Source organism: Tenacibaculum sp. SZ-18 (assembly GCF_002813915.1).
Lineage (GTDB): Bacteria > Bacteroidota > Bacteroidia > Flavobacteriales > Flavobacteriaceae > Polaribacter.
On record NZ_CP019335.1, the window covers coordinates 3,736,095 to 3,757,657 of the forward strand.

The following is a 21,563-nucleotide window of genomic DNA, read 5'->3' on the forward strand; positions in this document are numbered from 1 at the left end:
TGTATTCCCAAATGTAATTAAAGAAATCTGTACTCAAAGTAGCCAAATGGCGTTATTTTATGTTTTTGCGGATTCTACTCATATGTCTTGTAGAAATTCCTAAGAAGGAAGCTAAATAAAGAAGAGGAATACTTTGTAAAAGTTGTGGATCGTTGTTGAGTAATTTTTGATATCGTTCTTCTGGGGATAGTGTAAGCAAGTCTATTCTATAATCATCGATTCTAAAAATTTGATTTTCGATGAGCTTATGATAAAACATGAAAAATGCTTCATTATTCTTAAGTAAGTCTTTGAAATTCTCTGCAGATATAATCCACAGAGTACAATCACTTAACGCTTTGATGCTTTTTCTAGATGGTTTTTGATTTAAAAAGCTTTTAAGTGCAACAGTGCAGGAGTTTTTTAATGCTAAATATGTTGTTTTTTCCTCACCATTGAAAAGAATAGCATGTTGTAAAACACCGCTTTCTACAAAACAAAAGTGATTGCATACAGCGCCTTCCTTCACGAAAAAATCATTTTTTTTAAGTGTGGTTTTTTCGAAGGCATTAATTACCTCGGGTAATTCTTCATCCAAAGAAGGATTATCAATAATATGTTTTAGATATCTCTCTAAATTCATAATACAAATTAAGGCATATTCGTTTACTTTGAATTCCTGATTATTATCAAAAAAAGGTTATCCGTTATCTTTTATAGATCCTTTTTTAAACCTTCTTTTATTGTTATTTCTCCTATTTTTCGGTGATTTAGAATTGTTTTCTTTAGTCTCGTTAGATTTCTTTTTACGACCAAAGTTTCTTTTAGGTTTATTGGTTTGAGATGTTTTAGGTTTTTTAGTTGAAGACCTATTTTGTTGAGATTGTTCAGTAGGAGTAGGATCGAAATCTTCTAATTCAACAATTTTTAGCTTTTGCTGTAATAACTTTTCTATGTTTTTCACATATTCTAATTCTTCTCTACTTACTAAAGAGATTGCTTCTCCGCTTGCGCCCGCTCTACCTGTTCTTCCTATTCTATGTACATAGTCTTCTGGAACATTGGGTAATTCATAATTGATAACATGTGGTAATAGTGGAATATCTAAACCTCGTGCGGCAATATCAGTGGCAACTAAAACACGAATGCTGTTTTCTTTAAATCCTTTTAAGGCTTTTTTACGTGCACTTTGACTTTTATTACCATGAATTGCAGCTGAAGAAATATCTTTCTTTTGAAGTTTCTCAGCTAATCTATTTGCACCGTGTTTGGTTCTTGTGAAAATTAGTACTTGATCCCAGTTGCCTTTTGAAATCAATTCAATAACCATTGCTGCTTTTCTACTTTTTGGAACACGATAAATCTTTTGTGTTACCATTTCTGCAGTTGTATTTTCTGGTTCAGCTTCAACTAAGGAAGGATTGGTTAAAATACCTTGCGCTAGTTTTTTGATTTCTTTTGAAAAAGTAGCTGAGAAAAGTAAGTTTTGTCTTTGTTTAGGTAGAAGAGCGATTATTTTTTTAATATCTCTAACAAATCCCATATCGAGCATTCTATCCGCTTCATCAAGAATTAGAATATCAACTCGTTTTAAAGACAATGCTTTTTGGTCATGCAAATCTAAAAGTCTTCCAGGCGTAGCAACTAAAACATCAATTCCATTTCTAATGGCAGCAATTTGTTTTTGTGGTTTTACACCTCCAAATATTACGGTGGATTTTATATTGACATGTTTACTGTAATCTCTTACGTTGTCATAAATTTGAGCAGCTAATTCTCTTGTTGGTGTTAATATAAGCGCTCGAATTGGACGAAACTTTGGGTTTTTTGTATCTGTAATTATTTGTAAAATCGGTAATGTAAATCCTGCTGTTTTACCAGTTCCGGTTTGCGCCGAGGCAAGAACATCATTTCCTTTTAAAATTACTGGGATTGCTTTTTCTTGTATTGGGGATGGAGTGGTATATCCTTTTTCTTTAATTGCTTTTAAAAGCTCTTTTTTTAATCCTAACGATTCAAATGTCATAAATATGTGTATAGAAATAAATTAAGTTTTATTTCTTTATCGATTACAAAGGTACTGTTATAGATCTTGTAAAATGAAAAAAGTGTCAAAAAACTAGTTTAGACGCTTTCAAATATTCTTTATTACGAATGTTATTTCTTCATAGCTCCTTTTATAACACCAATAATTACCATTAATACACCACCACCAACAGTTCCTCCCGCAATACTACCAACGATTCCACCTAAATCTAATCCTAACATTCCTAGTAAATGACCACCAAGTCCGCCTCCTAGAATTCCAACAACGGAATTCCACAATGTACCCACTGAGAATTTTTTTAATGCAGCGCCAGCTAAGTTTCCACCCAAAGCTCCTGTAAGTAAACTAATGATTAATTCCATAATTAATTGATTTAAAATTTGTTATTGCGTTTTGAAGATAACGAAAACTAACTCAAAATCATAAGGTTAATAACCAATATGAAATAAAGCATCTTATATGTTTAATTCTAGAAATTTGTTTTAGTTTGCTAAAAATAGATAGAGATTATGAGAAATTGAATATGTAATTATCATAAAGATTAATAGAATAAATTCGTCCTTTTTTAAGTTTATTTTTTTTGCAATTATGATCCCCATACATGCAATTAAGGAAAAAAGAAGGAGATAAATTGTTAGATTAATTTCTTCATAATGAATGTAGCAAATAAGTGATTTATTAAAGCTGTAAAATGAATATCTGATTAAAGAATAGAATTCAAACCAAAAAGAAACTGAAAGTGAGAATATTAATAAAAGTCGTATACAATATTTTAATGACGACTTGACTTTGATAAAAGCAAGACAAGAGCAGATGATGAGTATTACATTTAATAAAAGCAGAAGGTATAACTTTTCCGATGTTTGATTAAGTTCAAGTTTTAGAGGAAGTAGTTTTGTGAAATAAGGAAATGACAAATGCCAAAATAATATGAAGATTCTATATGACAAGACAAAAAAAATGATGTCAACAATTACTTTTTTGTACCTATTAAATTTTCTCCCTGACATATATTAGTTAATGTAATTAATAACCAATATGAAACAAAGCATCTCCTAAGTTTACCACTGGAAAATTGTTTTTAGCAATTATGTATCCATCTTTTGGAGCTTTCACAGGAAATTTAGTTTCACCGTAAGTATCCATAATAAAACCAAGAATTTCTCCTTTAGAAATAGCTGCACCGTTTTCAACTTTGGTATTAAATATGCCTGCGGCTTTTGCTCGAATCCAGCTTCTTTTTTCAATAGTAATTACTGAGTTGTTTTGAGGAATTTCGATTGATTCACTAATCATCTTAAAATGTCTAAGAATTCGTAATGTTCCGTAAATCCCTTCTTGAATAGCATGTTCGTCAAGTCTTAGTGATTCTCCACCTTCATAAACAATCACCGGTATGTTATGTTTGAAACATTCATTTCTGAATGACTTAGGAATAGCTTTAGAAGGAAAAACGAAGGGTGCGTTAAATAAATCTGCTAGATTTTTTCCTCTTTCATCTTGTGGTGTGAATCGAATTTGAGGAAAGTTACTACGTTGCGCTCCTCCAGTATGGAAATCAATGGCGAAATCAACATTCTTAGTAATTTCTTTCATTAAATAATAAGCAAGTCTGCTTGCTAAAGAACCTTTTCTAGAACCAGGAAAACTTCGGTTTACATCTTTTCCATGTAGTTCACGAGAAAAACTTAGGAAACCAAAGATGTTTAAAAGCGGAACTACAATCACACAACCTCTATGAATTTTATACGATTTGTCAATCAACATTCTACGAACCAATTCAATGCTATTTGTTTCATCGCCATGTAAACCTCCTTGTAATAAAATAGTCGGACCTAATTCTTTTCCATTAAAAACATATACCGGAATTTCAATTACAGTTCCAGTAGGTAATCTATCAACAGGAATTTTAATGAGTTTCGATTCACCCAAGCCAATTTTTTCTCCACGTATACTTATCTCTTCGTTCTTGAATTCTTTGTCGAACATTTCTTTTCTAAATATTTAATAATTCCTTCTGCCACATTCAGTCTTGTATAAGCCTCAACACCTTGCAAACCTGGAGTAGAATTTACTTCGATTAATAATGGACCTCTTTTCGATCTAATTAAATCAACTCCAGCTATTGGTAAACCTAAATAGTTAGCCGCTTTAATTGCCATAGTTTTTTCTTGATTCGTCAGTTGAACTTTCGAGCCTGAACCACCTCTATGAATATTCGATCTAAAATCGTCGTCTAATCCTTTTCTCTTCATCGCAGAAATTACTTTATCTCCAGCAACAATCACTCTGATATCCTCACTATTACTTTCTTTTACAAATTCTTGAAGTAAAATATGCATGTTCATTCGGTAGAACGTATCTATAATGGATTTTGCTGATTTTTTACTTTCCGCTAACATAACACCCATTCCTTGAGTTCCTTCTTGCATTTTTATAATTACCGGGGCACCACCTAATAATTCAATTTGCTCTTTGATATTTTCTGGGTTTACAGAAAATAGTGTATCAGGAATCGGAATTCCTTTTCTGTTCATAATTTGTAGTGTGCGAACTTTGTTTTGAGCTCTTATAATTCCTAAAGAACGAGCGGAACTAAATACGTCATTCATTTCAAATTCTTTAACAACGGCAGCTCCATGTCTAGTTGCTGATGCTCCAATTCTAGGTATAATTATATCAGGCTCATCAATAATATTTTCACCATCATAAATAATTTCCCTTTTTCCACCACTCAATTTAATGGAACATCTCATGTGATTGATGATACTTACATCATGACCTCTTTTGGTGGCTTCGTCATATAATCTTTTTGTAGAATAAACATGTTCACCTACGGAAAGAATAAAAATGTTCATATGGCTTTTTTTACAAATCTAGTTAAAATATAAAACGGAACTTGTAGGTTAAATATAATTATTAAAATACAAGTAAAACTTGAAACTTTAACACTTTGGAATACCTGTGATTACTAAAAAAGTAGCATCAGGTGAAAACTATTTTTTACTTTTGAGATTACTTAAACCAAACCAAATGAAAAAAACACTTTCCTTTTTACTGCTTTTAGGAGCTACAGTTTATGGTCAACAAAACGCAACTTCGTCTGAAGTAGTGAAAGAGGCTCTGGCAAAGAAGCGAGCTATGACGAAAAACTCGCTAGTTAAAAATATTCCATTTACAAATATTGGTCCTACAATTATGAGTGGAAGAGTGGTTGATATTGATGTAAATCCACAAAACACAAATGAATTTTATGTTGGTTATGCATCTGGTGGATTATGGCACACAAAAAATAACGGGAATACATTTACGCCAGTTATGGATAATACCGATACTCAAAATATTGGTGATATTGCGGTTGATTGGAAAAGTAACACAATTTGGGTTGGAACAGGAGAAAACAATTCTTCGAGATCATCGTATGCTGGTATTGGAATTTTGAAATCAACTGATGGAGGAGAAAATTGGGAAAATGTTGGTTTGTTCGATTCTCATCATATCGGTCGATTATTGATAAACCCGAATAATCCTGATGAAGTAGTTGTAGGTGCTTTAGGTCATTTATATTCTTCAAACAACGAGAGAGGAATTTATAAAACTACAGATGGAGGTAAAACATGGAAAAGAACTTTATTCATAAACGATGACACAGGAATTATAGATGTGCAACACGCACCAAATAATTTTAATGTACTGTATGCGGCTTCTTGGGAAAGGGAACGTAAAGCATGGAACTTTGAAGGAAATGGGAAAAACTCAGCAATTTATAAATCTGAAGACGGTGGAAATTCGTGGAAGAAAATCTCTGAGAATAATGGGTTTCCAAATGGAGATGGTGTTGGTAGAATTGGATTAGCGGTTTATGATGAAAATACCGTGTATGCTTCACACGATAGTCAGTTTAGAAGAAAGAAAGAAGAGAAGAAAAAGTCATCAACGAGTGGTTTAACGAAAGAAGATTTCAAAACAATGTCGGTTGAATCGTTTTTAGGATTATCAGATAAAAAATTGAATTCTTACTTGAAAATGAATGGTTTTCAAGAAAAGTATCGTGCTGAAAATGTCAAACAAATGGTGCGTTCAGGTTCTGCAAAACCTATTGATTTAGCAAAATATTTAGAAGATGCTAATTCGTTATTATTTGATACCCCAGTTGTAGGAGCTGAGGTTTTTAAAACTACAAACGGAGGAAAATCTTGGAAAAAAACACACGAGGGTTATTTAGATGATTTATACTATTCTTACGGATATTATTTTGGAGAAATTAGAGTTGATCCCCAAGATAAAGATGGAATTTATATTTTGGGAGTGCCAATTTTAAAATCTAAAGATGGAGGAAAGACTTTTACCTCTATCAGTAGAGAAAATGTTCATGCAGATCATCAAGCCTTATGGGTTAATTCTAAAGTTCAAGGTCATTTAATCGACGGAAATGACGGAGGTTTAAATGTTTCATATGATGATGGAAAGAGTTGGTTGAAATTAAATACACCACCAGTTGGACAGTTTTATGCTATTTATGCAGATAATCAAAAATCTTATAATATTTACGGAGGTTTACAAGATAACGGAGTATGGACTGCAAACAATAATGTAAAAAACAATAAAGCTTGGTTACAGTCTGGAAAGAACCCATACGAATCAATTATGGGTGGTGATGGAATGCAAGTTCAGGTAGATGATAGAAATCCTGATATTGTATATACAGGTTATCAGTTTGGGAATTACTTCAGAATTGATAGAGCTTCAGGAAAACAAAAGTATATCCAGCCGAAGCACGTTTTAGGTGAAAATCCGTATCGTTTCAACTGGCAAACACCTATTCATTTATCATCACATAATCAAGATATCTTGTATTTAGGAGGTAATAAATTACATCGATCTTTAAATCAGGGAAATGATTGGGAAACAATCTCAGAAGATTTAACAAAAGGAGGTAAAAAAGGAAATGTTGCTTATGGAACATTGACATCAATTAGTGAAAGTCCTTTTCAATTTGGATTAATATACACAGGTTCAGATGATGGTTTAGTTCACATAACTAAAAACGGTGGTGGAAGCTGGGAAGTAATTTCTAATGCATTACCAAAAGATTTATGGGTGAGTAGGGTAATTGCTTCAAAACACAAGAAAGAACGTGTGTATGTTACGTTAAACGGATACAGATGGGATGATTTTAATTCGTATGTGTATGTTTCTAATGATTACGGTAAAACTTGGGAAAACATAGGTAAAACAATTCCGGCTTCTCCAGTTAATGTTATTAAAGAAGATTCTGAAAGACCTAATTTACTATATCTTGGAACTGATAATGGACTGTATACTTCTTTTAACGGAGGAAGTACTTGGGAAATTTTTCATAAGAATTTACCCAATGTTGCAGTTCATGATGTTGTGATTCAACCAGAAGCTAAAGAATTAATCGTTGGTACTCATGGAAGAAGTTTGTACAAAGCTAATATAAAATCCTTACAAGAGTTTGCTCAGGGAGTTCGTGAACGCGATAGAAATGAATTATTTTCTATTGAAAATATCAGAAAAAGAAGATCATGGGGGAACACATGGAGCAAATGGCTGAAGCCAAATACACCAGAATTAAACATTCCTTTTTACACAAATAAGAATGGAAAAGTTATAATTGATATTTATAAAGATGATATCAAAGTGAACTCGTTAACGGTAAATGGAGAAAAAGGATTTAATGAGGTAATGTTTGATGTTTCATTTAACGAGAAAGGACTAAAAGATTTTAAAAAAGAGAAAAAGGCCGTAATTATATCGAAAGCAAAGAATGGAATAACATATTTACCCAAAGGAAATTATGTTGTTAAGTTGGCTGGAGAAGAACAAAATTTTGAAATTAAGTAGATTGAATGGGAATTATTAAAGTGACAGACATCCGATTGTTTACGAATCATGGATGTTTAGATGAGGAAGCGAGAATTGGTTCAGAGTACAGAGTTGATATTGAAGTGAAAGCAGATTTAATGAAGTCAGCCGAAACTGATGATTTAGAAGATACTGTTGACTACGTTCATTTGAATAAAATAGCCAAAGAAGAAATGGCCATTCGTTCAAAACTACTTGAAAAAGTAGCAAAACGAATTATTGATAGAATTTTTAATGAAATAAAAATGGTTGAAGAAGCAATCGTAAGTATCTCAAAACTAAACCCTCCCATTGGTGGAAATGTAGGTGAAGTAACAATTGTATTGTCAAATACACGTAAAAATTAAAAAATACTTGCTGTAAATTAGAAAAGTATTAAATTTGCATTCTCACAAAAGGTGTCGTGGCCGAGTGGCTAGGCAGTGGTCTGCAACACCATCTACAGCGGTTCGAATCCGCTCGACACCTCAAAAAGCTTTTACATTATGTAAAAGCTTTTTTATGTCCTATTATCAAATTATTAACTTTAAGTTTCGTTAAAATTTCAGATATTTGTTTCCTATGCGTATATATCCAATAGAAACAGGTAACTTTAAGCTTGATGGTGGAGCCATGTTTGGCGTAGTTCCAAAGTCTTTATGGGAAAGAACAAATCCGGCAGATTCCAAAAATATGATTGAAATGGGAATGCGTTGTATGCTCATTGAAGATGGAAATCGATTAACATTAATTGATACTGGAATTGGAAATAAACAGTCCGATAAGTTTTTTGGATATTATTATTTATATGGCGATTTTTCATTAGATGCTTCTCTAGCTAAACACGGTTTTCACCGAGATGATATTACTGATGTGTTTTTAACACACTTACATTTTGATCATTGTGGAGGTGCTATTCAATGGAATAAAAATAGAACTGGTTTTGAGCCAGCTTTTAAGAACGCAAGGTTTTGGAGTAATAGTCGTCATTGGGATTGGGCTGTAAATCCAAACCCAAGAGAAAAAGCATCATTCCTTTCAGAGAATATTTTACCGATAGAGGAAAGCGGACAATTAAATTTTTTGCATTTAAATGCAAAAGATTATGTTGGGTTTGATGTGATTTTTAAAGATGGTCATACAGAAAAACAAATGTTGCCAAAAATCGAATATCAAGGAAAAATAATTGTTTTTATGGCAGATTTATTACCAACCGCAGGTCATATACCACTTCCATACGTTATGGGTTATGATACAAGGCCTTTACTGACGTTAAAAGAGAAAGAAGCATTTTTAACTGAGGCCGCAGATAAGGAATATTTCTTATTCCTAGAACACGATGCATATAACGAATTGATTACAGTAAAGCACACCGAAAAAGGTGTGCGATTAAATGAGACTTACAAATTTACAGATATATTTAATTAATAAACATGAAACTTATAAAACCAATTTTATATTCAACTGTAGCAGTTGCATTAGCAAGTTGTTCTACAGCGGGTAATATTGCGAAAAAAGAAGTGCCACAAGGGCCAAATACAGTTATTGATATTCCAGCTAAAAAAGCTGAGTTAACTAACGCTGAAGGAAAAAACTGGCAACATTATGACCTAGCTACTGATACGATTCCTGGGATGAGTGTTTATAAAGCATATGACTTCCTAAAAGGAAAAAAAGGTGTCGAAGTTATTGTTGGTGTTGTTGATAGTGGAACGGATTTAAAGCACGAAGATCTTAAAGATGTTGCTTGGGTAAATGAAGATGAAATTCCAGGTAACGGAATTGACGATGATAAAAACGGATATGTAGATGATATCAATGGATGGAATTTCTTAGGTGATTCGTACAAAGAATTATTAGAATATCAAAGAATTATGCAAAACCCATCAATTGCTGATGCTACAACTGCAGCTGAAGTTAAGGAATTCTATAATAAAGAGCTTGAAAAAGTTAAAAAAGGAATTCAAAGAGTTGAGCAAAACAGCATGACTTATGGTAAAATGTTAGAAGGTGTTATTGATGCAGATAAAAAATTCACAAAACATTTTAAAACTGCAGATTACACAAGTCAGGATATTTTAGGGATTAAAGAGAATGCAGATCTAGAAAGTTCTGTTGCTGTAGCAAAACAAATTTTTGGTTTCGGAATTGGATCACTTCAAGAAGCAAAATCAGAGTTAGAAGGAGCGGTGAATTATTTTAAAGGAAAATTAGAGTCTGATAAGGCAATGATTTCTGGTGATTTATTAAAGCAAAATTATCGTAAAATAGTTGGAGATAATCCAGAAGATATAAATGATAGTCCAGGGTACGGTAACCCAAATTCTGGTCATTCAGTGAAAGATGAGTCACACGGAACTCATGTTTCAGGAATAATCGGAGCTACAAGAGGTAATGGAAAAGGAATGGATGGTGTTGCTAACAATGTGAAAATTATGGCAGTTCGTTCAGTACCAGATGGTGATGAGTATGATAAAGATGTTGCATTAGGAATTCGTTATGCAGTTGATAACGGTGCTAAAGTAATTAATACAAGTTTTGGTAAAGGATACTCTCCCCACAAAGACTGGGTTTACGATGCAATTAAATATGCAGCAGAGAAAGATGTATTAATTGTAAATGCTGCTGGAAACTCTAGTGAAAATATCGATATTGATAAAACATATCCAAACGATGCTCCAGATCAATTAAATGAAGTTTCGGATAACTTCATTACAATTGGTGCAATGAGTTCAAATTATAATAAAAACTTACCAGCAACTTTCACAAACTATGGTAAAATAAATGTTGATGTTTTCGCACCGGGTGTAGCTGTTTATTCAACTACTCCAGAAAACGAGTATGGTAAGAAGAGTGGGACGTCAATGGCATCTCCTGCAACGGCAGGTGTAGCTGCTTTAGTCCGTTCTTATTATCCACAGCTTTCTGCAAGCCAAGTGAAAAGAATCTTAATGAATTCTGGTACTAAAATTGATTTTAAGGTTGTAAAGCCAGGTACAAAGGATGAATTAGTATCATTCTCTGAATTATCTGTTTCAGGTCGTGTTGTTAATGCTTACAATGCATTAAAAATGGCTGACAGATTAGTAAATGGAAAATAATCTACAGAAGAAATAAATATAAAAGAGCATTATCCAATGCTCTTTTTTTGATTAAAATATAAAGAGATGAAAAATGTAATTTTAACAATAGGAAGTGTACTGTTGTTTTCTTTTGGAAGCCAAGCTCAGAATTCAGGTAATCAAAAGAATTATTGGCAGCAAAAAGTTGACTACACGATGGATATTGATGTTGACGTAGAAAAATATCAATATAAAGGAAAGCAAAAGCTTGTCTATACGAATAACTCTCCAGACGAGTTAAATAAAGTGTTTTATCATTTGTATTTCAATGCTTTTCAACCAAATTCACAAATGGATGTGCGTTTACATACCATTGATGATCCAGATGGAAGAATGGTAACAAAAGCTGGTACAATCGACAAACCAGTTGTAGAAAGTAGAATAGCAAAACTAAGTCCTTCGGAAGTTGGATTTATTAAGGTGAATTCACTTACTCAAGATGGAAAAGTAGTAAAGTATGAAACTGTCGGTACTATTTTAGAGGTAACCTTAGCCAAACCAATTAAACCAGGTAAAAAAGTTACTTTTGTTATGGATTTCGATGCTCAAGTTCCGCAACAAATTAGACGTTCTGGTAGGAACAGTAAAGAAGGAGTTGCTTTGTCGATGACTCAATGGTACCCTAAAATGGCAGAGTATGACTTTGAAGGATGGCATACACCTCCATATATAGCTAGAGAATTCCACGGAGTTTGGGGAAATTTCGATGTAACTTTACATATCGACAAGAATTATGTAGTTGGAGGAACTGGAACTCTTCAAAATCCTCAAGAAGTTGGACATGGGTATGAAAACAAAAACAAAAGCTTAAAACTTCCAAAGGGAGATAAGTTAACTTGGAATTTTGTTGGAAAAGACATTCATGATTTTACTTGGGCTGCAGATCCTGAATATCAGCATGATGTTTATAAAATGGATAATGGAATTAACTTACATTTTCTTTACAAGAAAACTTTAGAAGCGAAGTATTTAGAAAACTGGAAGAAATTACAGCCAAAAACTGCTGAATTAATGAACTATTTCAGTGAGAATATTGGACCTTATCCTTACAAGCAATACAGTGTTATTCAAGGTGGAGATGGAGGTATGGAATATGCACAATGTACTTTAATTACCGGTAAAAGAAAGTGGGGAAGTTTGTTCGGTGTAACTGCACATGAACTTGCTCATACATGGTTCCAATTTCTATTGGCTACAAATGAAAGCAAACATCCATGGATGGATGAGGGTTTTACAACATATATTTCTAACAAGGCTGAAGATTTAATTCAGGGAAGAGGTAAAGAAAATCCGCATGCTGGTTCTTATAGAGGATATGCATATTTAGTTCAATCTGGAAAAGAGAAGCCACTTTCAACCCATGCAGACAGATATGAAACAAACTTTGCATACAGCATTGGAAGTTATAGTAAAGGAAATATTTTCTTAAGTCAGCTAGAATATATTATTGGTACTGATAATGTTGCGAAAACATTAAAGAAGTATTACAACGATTTTGCCTTTAAACACCCAACGCCAAACGATATTAAGAGAACTGCAGAGAAAGTTTCTGGTATTCATTTAGATTGGTATTTGAACGAGTGGACGCAAACTACTCATACAATTGATTACGGTGTGAAACAAGTAAATGATAAAGAAATTACTTTAGAAAGAATTGGTGCAATGCCAATGCCTATTGATTTGGAAGTCGAATATACAGACGGTTCTAAAGAATCATTCTATATTCCAATAGAAATTATGAGAGGTGCAAAACCAACTGATGCTAAATTGCTCAAAGATTGGGGTTGGGCATATCCTACCTACACTTTTAAAGCAAATAAATCAGTAAAGTCTGTGAAAGTTGATAAGAGTGGTTTAATGGCAGATGTAAATCTGTTGAACAACACTTTTTCGATAGAATAAGGATATTTAACTAATAGAATGAAGGCAGTGAAAACAACGAGTTTTCACTGCTTTTTTATTTTTAAAATAACTACTTTTGCACGTAAATTATAAGTGAATATGTCAGAAGAAAAGAAATCACTAAACTTTTTAGAGCAAATTATTGAAGATGATTTAGCTAATGGAATGAAAAACGATGAATTACGTTTTCGTTTTCCACCAGAACCTAATGGATATCTTCACATTGGACATACAAAAGCAATTGGAATTAGTTTTGGTTTGGGAGAGAAGTATAATGCTCCTGTAAATCTAAGATTTGATGATACCAATCCAGCTAAAGAAGAGCAAGAGTATGTTGATGCAATTAAAAAAGATGTTTCTTGGTTGGGATACCAATGGGAAAATGAATGTTATTCTTCTGATTATTTTCAACAGTTATATGATTGGGCAGTTCAACTTATAAAAGAAGGTAAGGCCTATGTAGATAGCCAATCTTCTGAAGCAATGGCTGAACAGAAAGGTACACCAACAGAACCAGGTGCTGCAAGTCCGTTTAGAGATAGAAGTATTGAAGAAAACCTTGATTTATTCTATAAAATGAAAGAAGGTGAGTTTGATGAAGGAGCTCATGTCTTAAGAGCAAAAATTGATATGGCTTCACCGAACATGTTGTTGCGTGATCCAATCATGTATAGAATTCTTAAAAAAGAACACCATAGAACAGGGAATAATTGGGTAATTTATCCTATGTACGATTGGACTCATGGTGAAAGCGATTATATTGAGCAAATTTCACATTCTTTATGTTCATTAGAGTTTAAACCACACCGCGATTTATATAATTGGTTTAGAGATAATGTTTATGAATATAGTAGAGATGCATTTCCTTTAATGCCAAAGCAAAGAGAGTTTTCTCGTTTGAACCTGAGTTATACAATCATGAGTAAACGAAAGCTCTTAAAATTGGTAGAAGAAGGGATTGTCTCTGGATGGGATGATCCAAGGATGCCTACCATTTCTGGCTTAAGAAGAAGAGGTTATACTCCAGCTTCTATCAGAAATTTTATTGAAACTGTTGGAGTTTCTAAACGTGAAAACGTAATTGACGTAGCTTTATTAGAGTTTAAAATTCGAGAGGATTTAAATAAAACTGCTAATAGAGTTATGGGAGTTTTAAATCCTGTAAAATTAGTCATTACCAATTACCCTGAAGGAGAAGAAGAAATCTTAATAGCAGAAAATAACCCAGAGATGGATGCTGGTTCAAGAGAAGTACCATTTTCACGGGAATTATATATCGAAAGAGAAGATTTTAAGGAAGAAGCAAACAGAAAGTATTTTCGCTTAGCATTAGGAAAAGAGGTTCGTTTAAAAAACGCTTATATCATAAAAGGAGAAAGTTGTGTTAAAGATGAAGATGGAAACATCACTGAAATTCATTGTACATACGATCCTTTAAGCAAATCTGGAAGTGGAACAGAGGAAAGTAAAAGAAAAGTAAAAGGAACGCTTCATTGGGTTTCTGTGAAGCACGCTGTCAAAGCTGAGGTTCGAGTTTACGATCGTTTGTTTTTAGATGAAGCTCCAGATGGACATAAAGACAAAGACTTTATGGAGTTTTTGAATCCGAATTCTTTGAAAAAAATTGAAGCTTATGTTGAGCCAAGTTTGGTAACAGCAAAAATTGGAGATAGATTTCAATTTCAAAGGTTAGGATATTTTAATGTTGACAATGAGTGTACAAAGGAAAAATTAGTATTCAATAAAACCGTAGGTCTTAGAGATACTTGGGCAAAAGTGAATAAATAAAATTGTTAATTATGTATGATATTTTTTTCATCATATTAATTTTGAATTAAAAAAAGTTAAAAAACTAATTTTTTTTATTATTTTAGTATTCACGATATACTATGAAACCAATACTTTATATCCCCCAATAATGAAAAAAGTTATATGGTTATTCTTAATTTTTATTGCCAGTAATACTGCTCTTTGTCAGAATTACAACACACATAATGTTAAAATAAAAAAAGGCAAAAATTCCACAAAAAATATTGAAGTAGAGATTGTTTATAAGAAAAAAATAGAGCTGCTATCAACTGTTTCTGGAAATAATAAAATAGATAAACAAATCAAGAAACGTTTTTTTATAAAACGAAAAGAGAAGACAGTAGATTATTTTTTTGGTAGAAGCAATAGTCAAAGTGCGAAGGACGACAAGAAGAACAAATCGTCTAAGAACAATTCGATTTTTACCTTTGATAAAGATGATAATGTTCCTGTATTTGCTGATTGTAAAAAAAATATAGGTAAAAAGTTATCAAAAGAATGTTTTAAGATAGGTATTACTAAATATACAAAAGAGAATTTTGAGTATCCAGAGAAAGCAATAGATGAAGGAACTACCTGCAAAGTAACTTGTTAATTGTACTATTCATACGACAGATAAAATTGTAAATATAAATGCTGCTGATGACAATGACGTTGAAACACTTACAACTTACAGTATAAAATTACTTTCAAAATTACCAAAATTAAAACTAGCTAGAGAAGATAGTAAGTCTGTAGCTACGTCTTATGAATCTCAATTAGAATTTTCACTATAAAAAGATTAGAAGACAGAACTAAATACTACATAATACTTTTTAGAGTATTTAAAATAAATAATAGTTAACAAACAATTTAAATTCCCCCCCGAGATGAAAAACCATCTAAGATTGTTAGTTTACTTATTTTTAGTAAACATTTTAACCGCACAAACAGACAAGGTCTGCAGTTCTAAAGTTGTTATTGTTGAAGACTTGAACAGTATCGATAAATGTAAAGCCATCAATGATAAACTGGATGAATCCGAAAAACCTAAGCGTCAGGTTTTTCTAAGACTGAGTCATTTAAATCGTAGGTTTTTAAGAAAACGTAAGCCAGATAGTAAAAAAGTTTTTAAAGCAAAAGAGACGGTTAAAGCGATTAGCGAATTGGACGCAAAAGGAATAAAAGATAATAGTGGAGCTTCTGCCACTTCTAATAAAATTATCAAAAGTAAAACAAGTACTTCTGTTTTTAAACTATATGAGGTTGATTTTATACCAGTTTTTAAAAATTGTGGAAAACTTGTAGGTAAAGATGTTTTAGAGTGTTTTAAGGAACAGATTTCAATTCATATTCAAAATAATTTTGAGTACCCAAAAGATGCTTTAGAAGATGAAATAACAGGAAAAGTGACAGTTCACTTTTTATTTAATAAGAACGGGTCGATTAAAATTCAAGAGGTAATAGACCCTAATAAAGATAAAATATTAAGTGACTATACCAAGGAGTTAATTAAAAAACTTCCAAGCTTTACTCCAGCAACAAAGAACGGAATTCCTGTTCCATTAACATATCAGCTTTCCCTTGATTTCTCCTTGTAATATTTAGGAGAAAAAAGTGAAGGTAAAATAAAAGAGAGCTTAGGGACTCTCTTTTTTTTGCAATAATTTTAATAATCTCTGTTGAGTGGAAACTTAAAAAAGTTACTACTATTTAACTTCAAATGAAATTGGCAGAATCCAATTGGCACGTAGTATTAGCTTTTCTTCATCAGAATTATGATTTATAATTTTTTCAGGTTGTCTTTTCTGTAGATAGTTACCTGTATCCCAAACTCCATTTTCATTATCATCAATAATAGCTCTTAAAGTATATTCATTAGGCTCTAATAGACTAAACTCAATTTTTGCAGATTTTTTTAAGTAAACACTTTTTACAACTTTATCCTTATTTAACAACTGAAGAATTACAGGTTTATCAGTATTCTTTTTAACATCTACATTAATTGCACCATAATCTTCTACTTGTTTTGTAATAAAAAGGTACTTTAAAGTATCTTTTGTTTTTACCTGATATAAATCTTCAATCGCATTCGGAAGTATTTTTAAACGGTACTTTGATTGTGTTTTCATATCAAATAAGATTCCAAGTTGATTAAAATCTAGTTTTTTTACTTCAAAATCTACATTAATTGAATCAGCAATAGTCATAGAAAACTTTTCACGTTCAACATTGATAATTGGATTGTTCGCTGTTATTTTTAAGGTATCTTTAAAGTGGATATTCCTTCCTTTTATATTAGTTTTGACAGAAAGTGAGTCAATTTGTTTTTTACGTAATTTTACGTTCGAGGTATCAATACTCTTTCCGTTTGTTACTATAAATTTTAAAGAATCTAATTCCATTGGTGTGTACCAAACGTTTAATGAATCTTTCGCTTTAGATAACTTAGAAAAATATTTAAAGTCCTTTGGTACATCTGATAAAAGTTTCACTTTCAAATCTTTTTGTTTTCCTTCAAAAGCAAATTGAATTCGACCTTTTTTAATTTCTTTACCCCTTTTAAACTTAAATGGTTGATCTTCCATGAAAAGCACTAAAGATTTTATTAGTAAACTATCTTTAGGGAGATAAATTTCTTGATCTAAAAACCCAATTTGATCAGATTTTGAGTTATATAAATAATTTGGAGTTTCCTCATCTAATGCAAATAAACGATACTTTCCTTGGCTAATATTGGTAAATTCAAAATTAACTGAATCCATTGTACGTGAAACATAGTCGGGCTTTTTCTTGTAAATAATAGAATCATTGTAAATAGAATCAACCTTGTAAAGAAGTAGACTATAATTTTTACTTTTTTTCTCCTTTAATACATCATAAACTCCACCTTTAAGTGTTAAAGAATCGATGTAATCACCTGTAGAAAAAATATATTTAAAGTTTTCTATTTTATTATTTTCATTATTATCTTGAATAGCATCTCCAAAATTAAAAGTGTATGTAGTATTTTCTTTTAAAGTGTCTAATATTTTAATATTTATGTACTTACTTGGTGTACCTTGCGGAGTAACCAATGCAGGTGTTTTAAATGGAGGAGAAATTATGAGCTTTTTATTTAAATCTCTTAATACAACGTATTCATCAAAATACAAACGAATATTATCTTCTTTAAAGTTTAATGTTTCGTAAGCTGGTTTAGCTAACACCATAATTGGTGTATCTTCATCTTTTGGTCCACCACTTGGTGTTCCTTTTCGTGCACAATTGTGGAAAAGCAGGCTTAACGGAATGAAGAATACCAATAATTGTTTCAAAAGCTTCACGAGAAAAATATATTTAAATCAATTCAAAAGTAGTAAAAAAAAGAGCTAACTATTCTCGGTAAACGCAATACTTAGAACACTTATTCTCAAATTATCTGTTTTTAACAATTCTTTACAACAAGCTTCTATAGTTGCTCCTGTTGTAATAACATCATCAACTAAAACAACATGTTTATTTCTTAAGATAACATGATCTTTTAAATAAAAATCTTTAGAAATAGTTTCAGCTCTAGTATATCTGTCTTTTGAAGTTTGAGATTTATTATTTGACTTTCTGAAAAGAGTTGATTTATAAACAGGAATCTCAAAGATGTCACCTAAAGTATCACAAAAGGTGTGAACCTGATTATAACCTCGTTTTATCTTTTTTTTACGATGAATTGGAACGGGAATAATTGCATCAATGTCATGCATAAAATGATTACTCTTTAATAGTTCGGAAAACCAAAAACCCAAATAGTTTCCGATATCTTGACGATTGTTATATTTTAAATTATGAATTAATTTTTGAGTTATATTTTTTTTGTTGAAGAAAAGAAATGATGAGGATTTTTCTATTTTAGTCCTTCCATAAAAAGATGCTGTAACAATATTGCTAGTACAGTCGTCTAATTTTAATATAGGAAGATCGTTACTACAGAAATTACATAAAACTTTTTCTGAATAAAGTAACTCGTTGGAGCAACCAACGCATAAATTAGGAAAAAATACCCTTAAAAAGTCTTTTAAAAAACGCATATTTGCGAAGCAATTTTTTTATAAATATACAAATAGTTCATTTTTTTTGAGTAAAAAGTTTAATTTTTTTAAAGAAGCAATTGCAACAGCTAAAACCTCAGGAACCTTAGTTCCTAGTTCCAGGTTTTTGGCAGATAGAATGCTTAGAGGTGTTGACTTCGAGTCTACGAATCTGATCGTTGAATTAGGTCCAGGGGATGGAGCAATAACAAAACATTTACTTCAAAGAATAGGACCCAATACTACAATTATTTGTTTCGAAATAAATGAGAACTTTTATAATGAGTTGCAAAAAATTGAGCACCCACAATTGGTTGTATTAATGGCGTCAGCTGAAAATATTGAGTCTGAAATTGAAAAATATGGATTTGAAAAAGCGGATTATATTGTTTCAAGTTTGCCGCTTTCAATTATTCCAAAAGAAATTTCAATGAATATTTTGAATACTTCTCATCAAGTTTTAAAAGAGGATGGTAAGTATATTCAATTTCAATATTCTTTAAATTACCTAAAAAAATTAAAAGATATTTTTGGTAAGAACAACGTAAAAGTTCAATTTGAAGCTATCAACATCCCACCTGCATTTGTTTATCAGTGCTCAAAAATCTAATTACTCAAAGTAGCAATTATCCTTATTTCAATTTTTTATAATTTGTACTTTTGTGCCTTATGATAGAAACAAAAAAAGTAATTTCTGAAAAGGCAGTTTTAATTGGGGTTATTACTCAATTACAAAACGAAGATAAGGCGGAAGAGTATTTAGATGAATTAGAGTTCTTAACTATTACTGCTGGAGGAGTCCCTGTAAAAAGGTTTTTACAAAAATTAGATAAACCAAACCCTAAGACCTTCTTGGGATCTGGAAAATTGGAGGATGTTAAACATTTTATAGAAGTTAATGAAATAGGAACCGCAATTTTTGATGACGAATTGTCTCCTGCGCAATTACGTAACATTGAAAAAATTTTAAATTGTAAAATTCTTGACAGGACCAATTTGATTTTGGATATTTTCGCAAGGAGAGCGCAAACTAGCTCTGCGAAAACTCAAGTTGAATTAGCTCAATATCAATATTTGTTGCCTCGTTTAACTAGAATGTGGACTCACCTTGACAAGCAAAAAGGAGGTATTGGAATGAGAGGTCCGGGGGAAACTGAAATTGAAACGGATAGACGTATTATTCGTGATAAAATAACATTACTTAAAAAGAAGCTTGTTAACATTGATAAACAAATGGCTGTTCAAAGAAAGAACAGAGGAAAAATGGTTAGAGTCGCTTTGGTAGGATATACTAATGTTGGAAAATCAACACTTATGAATCTTATAAGTAAAAGTGAAGTTTTTGCCGAGAACAAGTTGTTTGCTACTTTGGACACTACTGTACGGAAAGTAGTAATTAAGAATATTCCATTTTTGCTCACAGATACTGTTGGGTTTATTCGAAAATTACCCACGCAACTAGTCGAATCATTTAAGTCTACCTTGGATGAAGTGCGAGAAGCAGACCTAATTGTCCATGTGGTCGATATTTCCCATTCTAGTTTTGAAGATCATATATCATCAGTAAACAAAATACTGGTCGAAATAAATAGCGCTAATAAGCCTACTGTAATGGTATTCAATAAAATCGATTCCTATGTCTGCGAAACAATAGATAAAGATGACTTAGTTACAGAAAAAACTAAAGCTCATTTTACGTTAGAGGATTGGAAAAATAAATGGGTTAATGATTTAAGTGAGCAGGTTTGTTTTATTTCTGCTGGAGAAAAGACAAATATTGAGGAATTTAAAGAAAAAGTTTATGAAGAGGTAATGAAAATTCACACGAAAATATTCCCTTATAATAAATTTTTATATTGAAATAGCTACTTGTAGTACTGAAATTGTTAACAATTGATTAATACTGGTTTGAAAAAGACAAAAATTAATAACATAAATTTCATGCATAAAAATTCTTTAATTTTGTTTCAGAATATTCCCATTGTAAAAGTTGATGTTTAATTGCATCCTGTCTTAGTTGTTGATGAGGCATGGTGTCAATCCCCAAGTTATGAGAAAATTTATAATTTTTGCATTATTCGGACTTTCGATTAATGCTTTTGCTCAAAAAGATATTTGTGAAACTCCTGAGGACAACATCGAAGATTTAAATAGTATCACTAAATGTACTATAAAACCTTCAAAAAAATTAAAGGATAAAAGATCAAGGCAAATATCAGTAAGAGTTTCGGCTCCAAAAAAAAGGTTTTTAAAAAAAAGAAAAAAACAAAAAGAAGCAACGATTTTGAGTAGTTCTGGTTTAACGAGTACAAACCAAACCACTGACATTTCAAAAAAGTTAGCTCTTAGGACTAATTTAGCGGCGTTAACCAACACGTTATCAAAAGAAGAAGTTCGAAACGCAGAGAAGTTTAGTACAGTGAATGATATTCCTTTGTTTCCATTTTGTAAAGGAGAAATTGGTGATGCTCAGTTAGATTGTTTCAATAATGAGATGATGAAACATATTCAACAACATTTTAGATATCCTAATGATGCTGTAGTAAATAAAGTTCAAGGTGAAGTATGGGTAAGATTTATCATTGATAAAGATGGGAATGTTACGAATATTAAAGCTTTAGGACCAAAAGGAGCAAAAATATTAAATGATGAAGCTATTCGTGTAGTTTCAAATTTACCAAAGTTTATCCCTGGAAAGAAAAACGGTATTTCTACTTCAGTTAAATACGGATTTCCAATCAACTTCGCATTAGAGGATAATTAATTTTTAATAATTAAAAAACTAAAAATCAA

The 21,563-nt window shown here is 31.7% G+C and carries 18 protein-coding genes and 1 tRNA gene; 12 read left to right on the forward strand and 7 right to left on the reverse strand.

Annotated elements, in window-relative coordinates; genetic code table 11:
* Positions 1-52: 52 nt before the first annotated feature.
* From BTO06_RS16980 to BTO06_RS17000, 5 genes are all read right to left on the reverse strand, one after another.
* Positions 53-622 carry a Crp/Fnr family transcriptional regulator gene (locus tag BTO06_RS16980; protein ID WP_100926433.1) on the reverse strand — a complete coding sequence of 190 codons (570 nt, stop codon included), beginning with the start codon at positions 620-622 and terminating at the stop codon, positions 53-55.
* Between the two features lie 57 nt (positions 623-679).
* Entirely contained in the window at positions 680-2,005 is a 1,326-nt protein-coding gene (locus BTO06_RS16985) for a DEAD/DEAH box helicase (RefSeq protein WP_100926434.1), read from the reverse strand.
* 131 nt (positions 2,006-2,136) lie between these two features.
* On the reverse strand, positions 2,137-2,388 hold the full coding sequence (locus BTO06_RS16990; protein WP_100926435.1) for a hypothetical protein: 252 nt from the start codon (positions 2,386-2,388) through the stop codon (positions 2,137-2,139).
* A 664-nt stretch (positions 2,389-3,052) separates the two neighbouring features.
* Positions 3,053-4,015 (reverse strand): succinylglutamate desuccinylase/aspartoacylase family protein, encoded by a 963-nt coding sequence (locus tag BTO06_RS16995; protein WP_100926436.1) that lies wholly within the window; start codon positions 4,013-4,015, stop codon positions 3,053-3,055.
* The gene (locus tag BTO06_RS17000) at positions 3,982-4,884 is read right to left on the reverse strand and encodes a RimK family alpha-L-glutamate ligase (RefSeq protein WP_100926437.1); all 903 of its coding nucleotides are present in this window, start codon (positions 4,882-4,884) and stop codon (positions 3,982-3,984) included. Before BTO06_RS17000 ends, BTO06_RS16995 begins: the two co-directional genes overlap by 34 nt.
* 175 nt (positions 4,885-5,059) lie before the next feature.
* Here BTO06_RS17000 and BTO06_RS17005 point away from each other — a divergent pair, with 175 nt between their 5' ends.
* The 9 genes from BTO06_RS17005 (at position 5,060) to BTO06_RS17045 (ending at position 16,307) form a co-directional block, all read left to right on the forward strand.
* The gene (locus tag BTO06_RS17005; protein ID WP_100926830.1) at positions 5,060-7,894 is read left to right on the forward strand and encodes a VPS10 domain-containing protein; all 2,835 of its coding nucleotides are present in this window, start codon (positions 5,060-5,062) and stop codon (positions 7,892-7,894) included.
* Between the two features lie 5 nt (positions 7,895-7,899).
* A complete protein-coding gene (folB, locus tag BTO06_RS17010; RefSeq protein ID WP_100926438.1) occupies positions 7,900-8,262 on the forward strand; it encodes a dihydroneopterin aldolase in 363 nt (120 codons plus the stop codon).
* Positions 8,263-8,312: 50 nt separating this feature from the next.
* A tRNA-Cys gene (locus BTO06_RS17015) sits at positions 8,313-8,383 on the forward strand.
* 93 nt (positions 8,384-8,476) lie between these two features.
* Entirely contained in the window at positions 8,477-9,322 is an 846-nt protein-coding gene (locus BTO06_RS17020) for an MBL fold metallo-hydrolase (protein WP_100926439.1), read from the forward strand.
* A gap of 5 nt (positions 9,323-9,327) precedes the next feature.
* Positions 9,328-10,995: a S8 family peptidase gene (locus BTO06_RS17025; RefSeq protein WP_100926440.1), complete on the forward strand. Its 1,668-nt coding sequence runs from the start codon at positions 9,328-9,330 to the stop codon at positions 10,993-10,995.
* A gap of 66 nt (positions 10,996-11,061) precedes the next feature.
* The gene (locus BTO06_RS17030; protein ID WP_100926441.1) at positions 11,062-12,918 is read left to right on the forward strand and encodes a M1 family metallopeptidase; all 1,857 of its coding nucleotides are present in this window, start codon (positions 11,062-11,064) and stop codon (positions 12,916-12,918) included.
* A gap of 99 nt (positions 12,919-13,017) precedes the next feature.
* Complete coding sequence (locus tag BTO06_RS17035; RefSeq protein WP_100926442.1) at positions 13,018-14,706, forward strand: glutamine--tRNA ligase/YqeY domain fusion protein; 1,689 nt, start codon at positions 13,018-13,020, stop codon at positions 14,704-14,706.
* Between the two features lie 130 nt (positions 14,707-14,836).
* Positions 14,837-15,322: a hypothetical protein gene (locus BTO06_RS17040; RefSeq protein ID WP_100926443.1), complete on the forward strand. Its 486-nt coding sequence runs from the start codon at positions 14,837-14,839 to the stop codon at positions 15,320-15,322.
* A 274-nt stretch (positions 15,323-15,596) separates the two neighbouring features.
* Positions 15,597-16,307, forward strand: coding sequence for an energy transducer TonB (locus BTO06_RS17045; RefSeq protein WP_100926444.1), 711 nt, complete (start codon positions 15,597-15,599; stop codon positions 16,305-16,307).
* Between the two features lie 108 nt (positions 16,308-16,415).
* Here BTO06_RS17045 and BTO06_RS17050 read toward each other — a convergent pair whose 3' ends face one another.
* Together BTO06_RS17050 and BTO06_RS17055 are read right to left on the reverse strand one after the other, a co-directional pair.
* Positions 16,416-18,032, reverse strand: a complete 1,617-nt coding sequence (locus BTO06_RS17050; RefSeq protein WP_157811913.1) for an Ig-like domain-containing protein — start codon at positions 18,030-18,032, stop codon at positions 16,416-16,418.
* 45 nt (positions 18,033-18,077) lie between these two features.
* Positions 18,078-18,770: a ComF family protein gene (locus tag BTO06_RS17055; RefSeq protein ID WP_100926446.1), complete on the reverse strand. Its 693-nt coding sequence runs from the start codon at positions 18,768-18,770 to the stop codon at positions 18,078-18,080.
* 46 nt (positions 18,771-18,816) lie between these two features.
* Here BTO06_RS17055 and BTO06_RS17060 point away from each other — a divergent pair, with 46 nt between their 5' ends.
* From BTO06_RS17060 to BTO06_RS17070, 3 genes are all read left to right on the forward strand, one after another.
* A complete protein-coding gene (locus BTO06_RS17060) occupies positions 18,817-19,380 on the forward strand; it encodes a class I SAM-dependent methyltransferase (RefSeq protein ID WP_100926831.1) in 564 nt (187 codons plus the stop codon).
* 59 nt (positions 19,381-19,439) lie between these two features.
* Entirely contained in the window at positions 19,440-20,630 is a 1,191-nt protein-coding gene (hflX, locus tag BTO06_RS17065; protein WP_100926447.1) for a GTPase HflX, read from the forward strand.
* A gap of 190 nt (positions 20,631-20,820) precedes the next feature.
* Positions 20,821-21,534, forward strand: a complete 714-nt coding sequence (locus BTO06_RS17070) for an energy transducer TonB (protein WP_157811914.1) — start codon at positions 20,821-20,823, stop codon at positions 21,532-21,534.
* Positions 21,535-21,563 lie beyond the last annotated feature (29 nt).

Coding starts and splice junctions, on each gene's coding strand:
- BTO06_RS16980 (WP_100926433.1), bottom strand. CDS start 622: ATGAATTTAGAGAGATATCTAAAACATATTATTGATAATCCTTCTTTG.
- BTO06_RS16985 (WP_100926434.1), bottom strand. CDS start 2,005: ATGACATTTGAATCGTTAGGATTAAAAAAAGAGCTTTTAAAAGCAATT.
- BTO06_RS16990 (WP_100926435.1), bottom strand. CDS start 2,388: ATGGAATTAATCATTAGTTTACTTACAGGAGCTTTGGGTGGAAACTTA.
- BTO06_RS16995 (WP_100926436.1), bottom strand. CDS start 4,015: ATGTTCGACAAAGAATTCAAGAACGAAGAGATAAGTATACGTGGAGAA.
- BTO06_RS17000 (WP_100926437.1), bottom strand. CDS start 4,884: ATGAACATTTTTATTCTTTCCGTAGGTGAACATGTTTATTCTACAAAA.
- BTO06_RS17005 (WP_100926830.1), top strand. CDS start 5,060: ATGAAAAAAACACTTTCCTTTTTACTGCTTTTAGGAGCTACAGTTTAT.
- folB (WP_100926438.1), top strand. CDS start 7,900: ATGGGAATTATTAAAGTGACAGACATCCGATTGTTTACGAATCATGGA.
- BTO06_RS17020 (WP_100926439.1), top strand. CDS start 8,477: ATGCGTATATATCCAATAGAAACAGGTAACTTTAAGCTTGATGGTGGA.
- BTO06_RS17025 (WP_100926440.1), top strand. CDS start 9,328: ATGAAACTTATAAAACCAATTTTATATTCAACTGTAGCAGTTGCATTA.
- BTO06_RS17030 (WP_100926441.1), top strand. CDS start 11,062: ATGAAAAATGTAATTTTAACAATAGGAAGTGTACTGTTGTTTTCTTTT.
- BTO06_RS17035 (WP_100926442.1), top strand. CDS start 13,018: ATGTCAGAAGAAAAGAAATCACTAAACTTTTTAGAGCAAATTATTGAA.
- BTO06_RS17040 (WP_100926443.1), top strand. CDS start 14,837: ATGAAAAAAGTTATATGGTTATTCTTAATTTTTATTGCCAGTAATACT.
- BTO06_RS17045 (WP_100926444.1), top strand. CDS start 15,597: ATGAAAAACCATCTAAGATTGTTAGTTTACTTATTTTTAGTAAACATT.
- BTO06_RS17055 (WP_100926446.1), bottom strand. CDS start 18,770: ATGCGTTTTTTAAAAGACTTTTTAAGGGTATTTTTTCCTAATTTATGC.
- hflX (WP_100926447.1), top strand. CDS start 19,440: ATGATAGAAACAAAAAAAGTAATTTCTGAAAAGGCAGTTTTAATTGGG.
- BTO06_RS17070 (WP_157811914.1), top strand. CDS start 20,821: ATGAGAAAATTTATAATTTTTGCATTATTCGGACTTTCGATTAATGCT.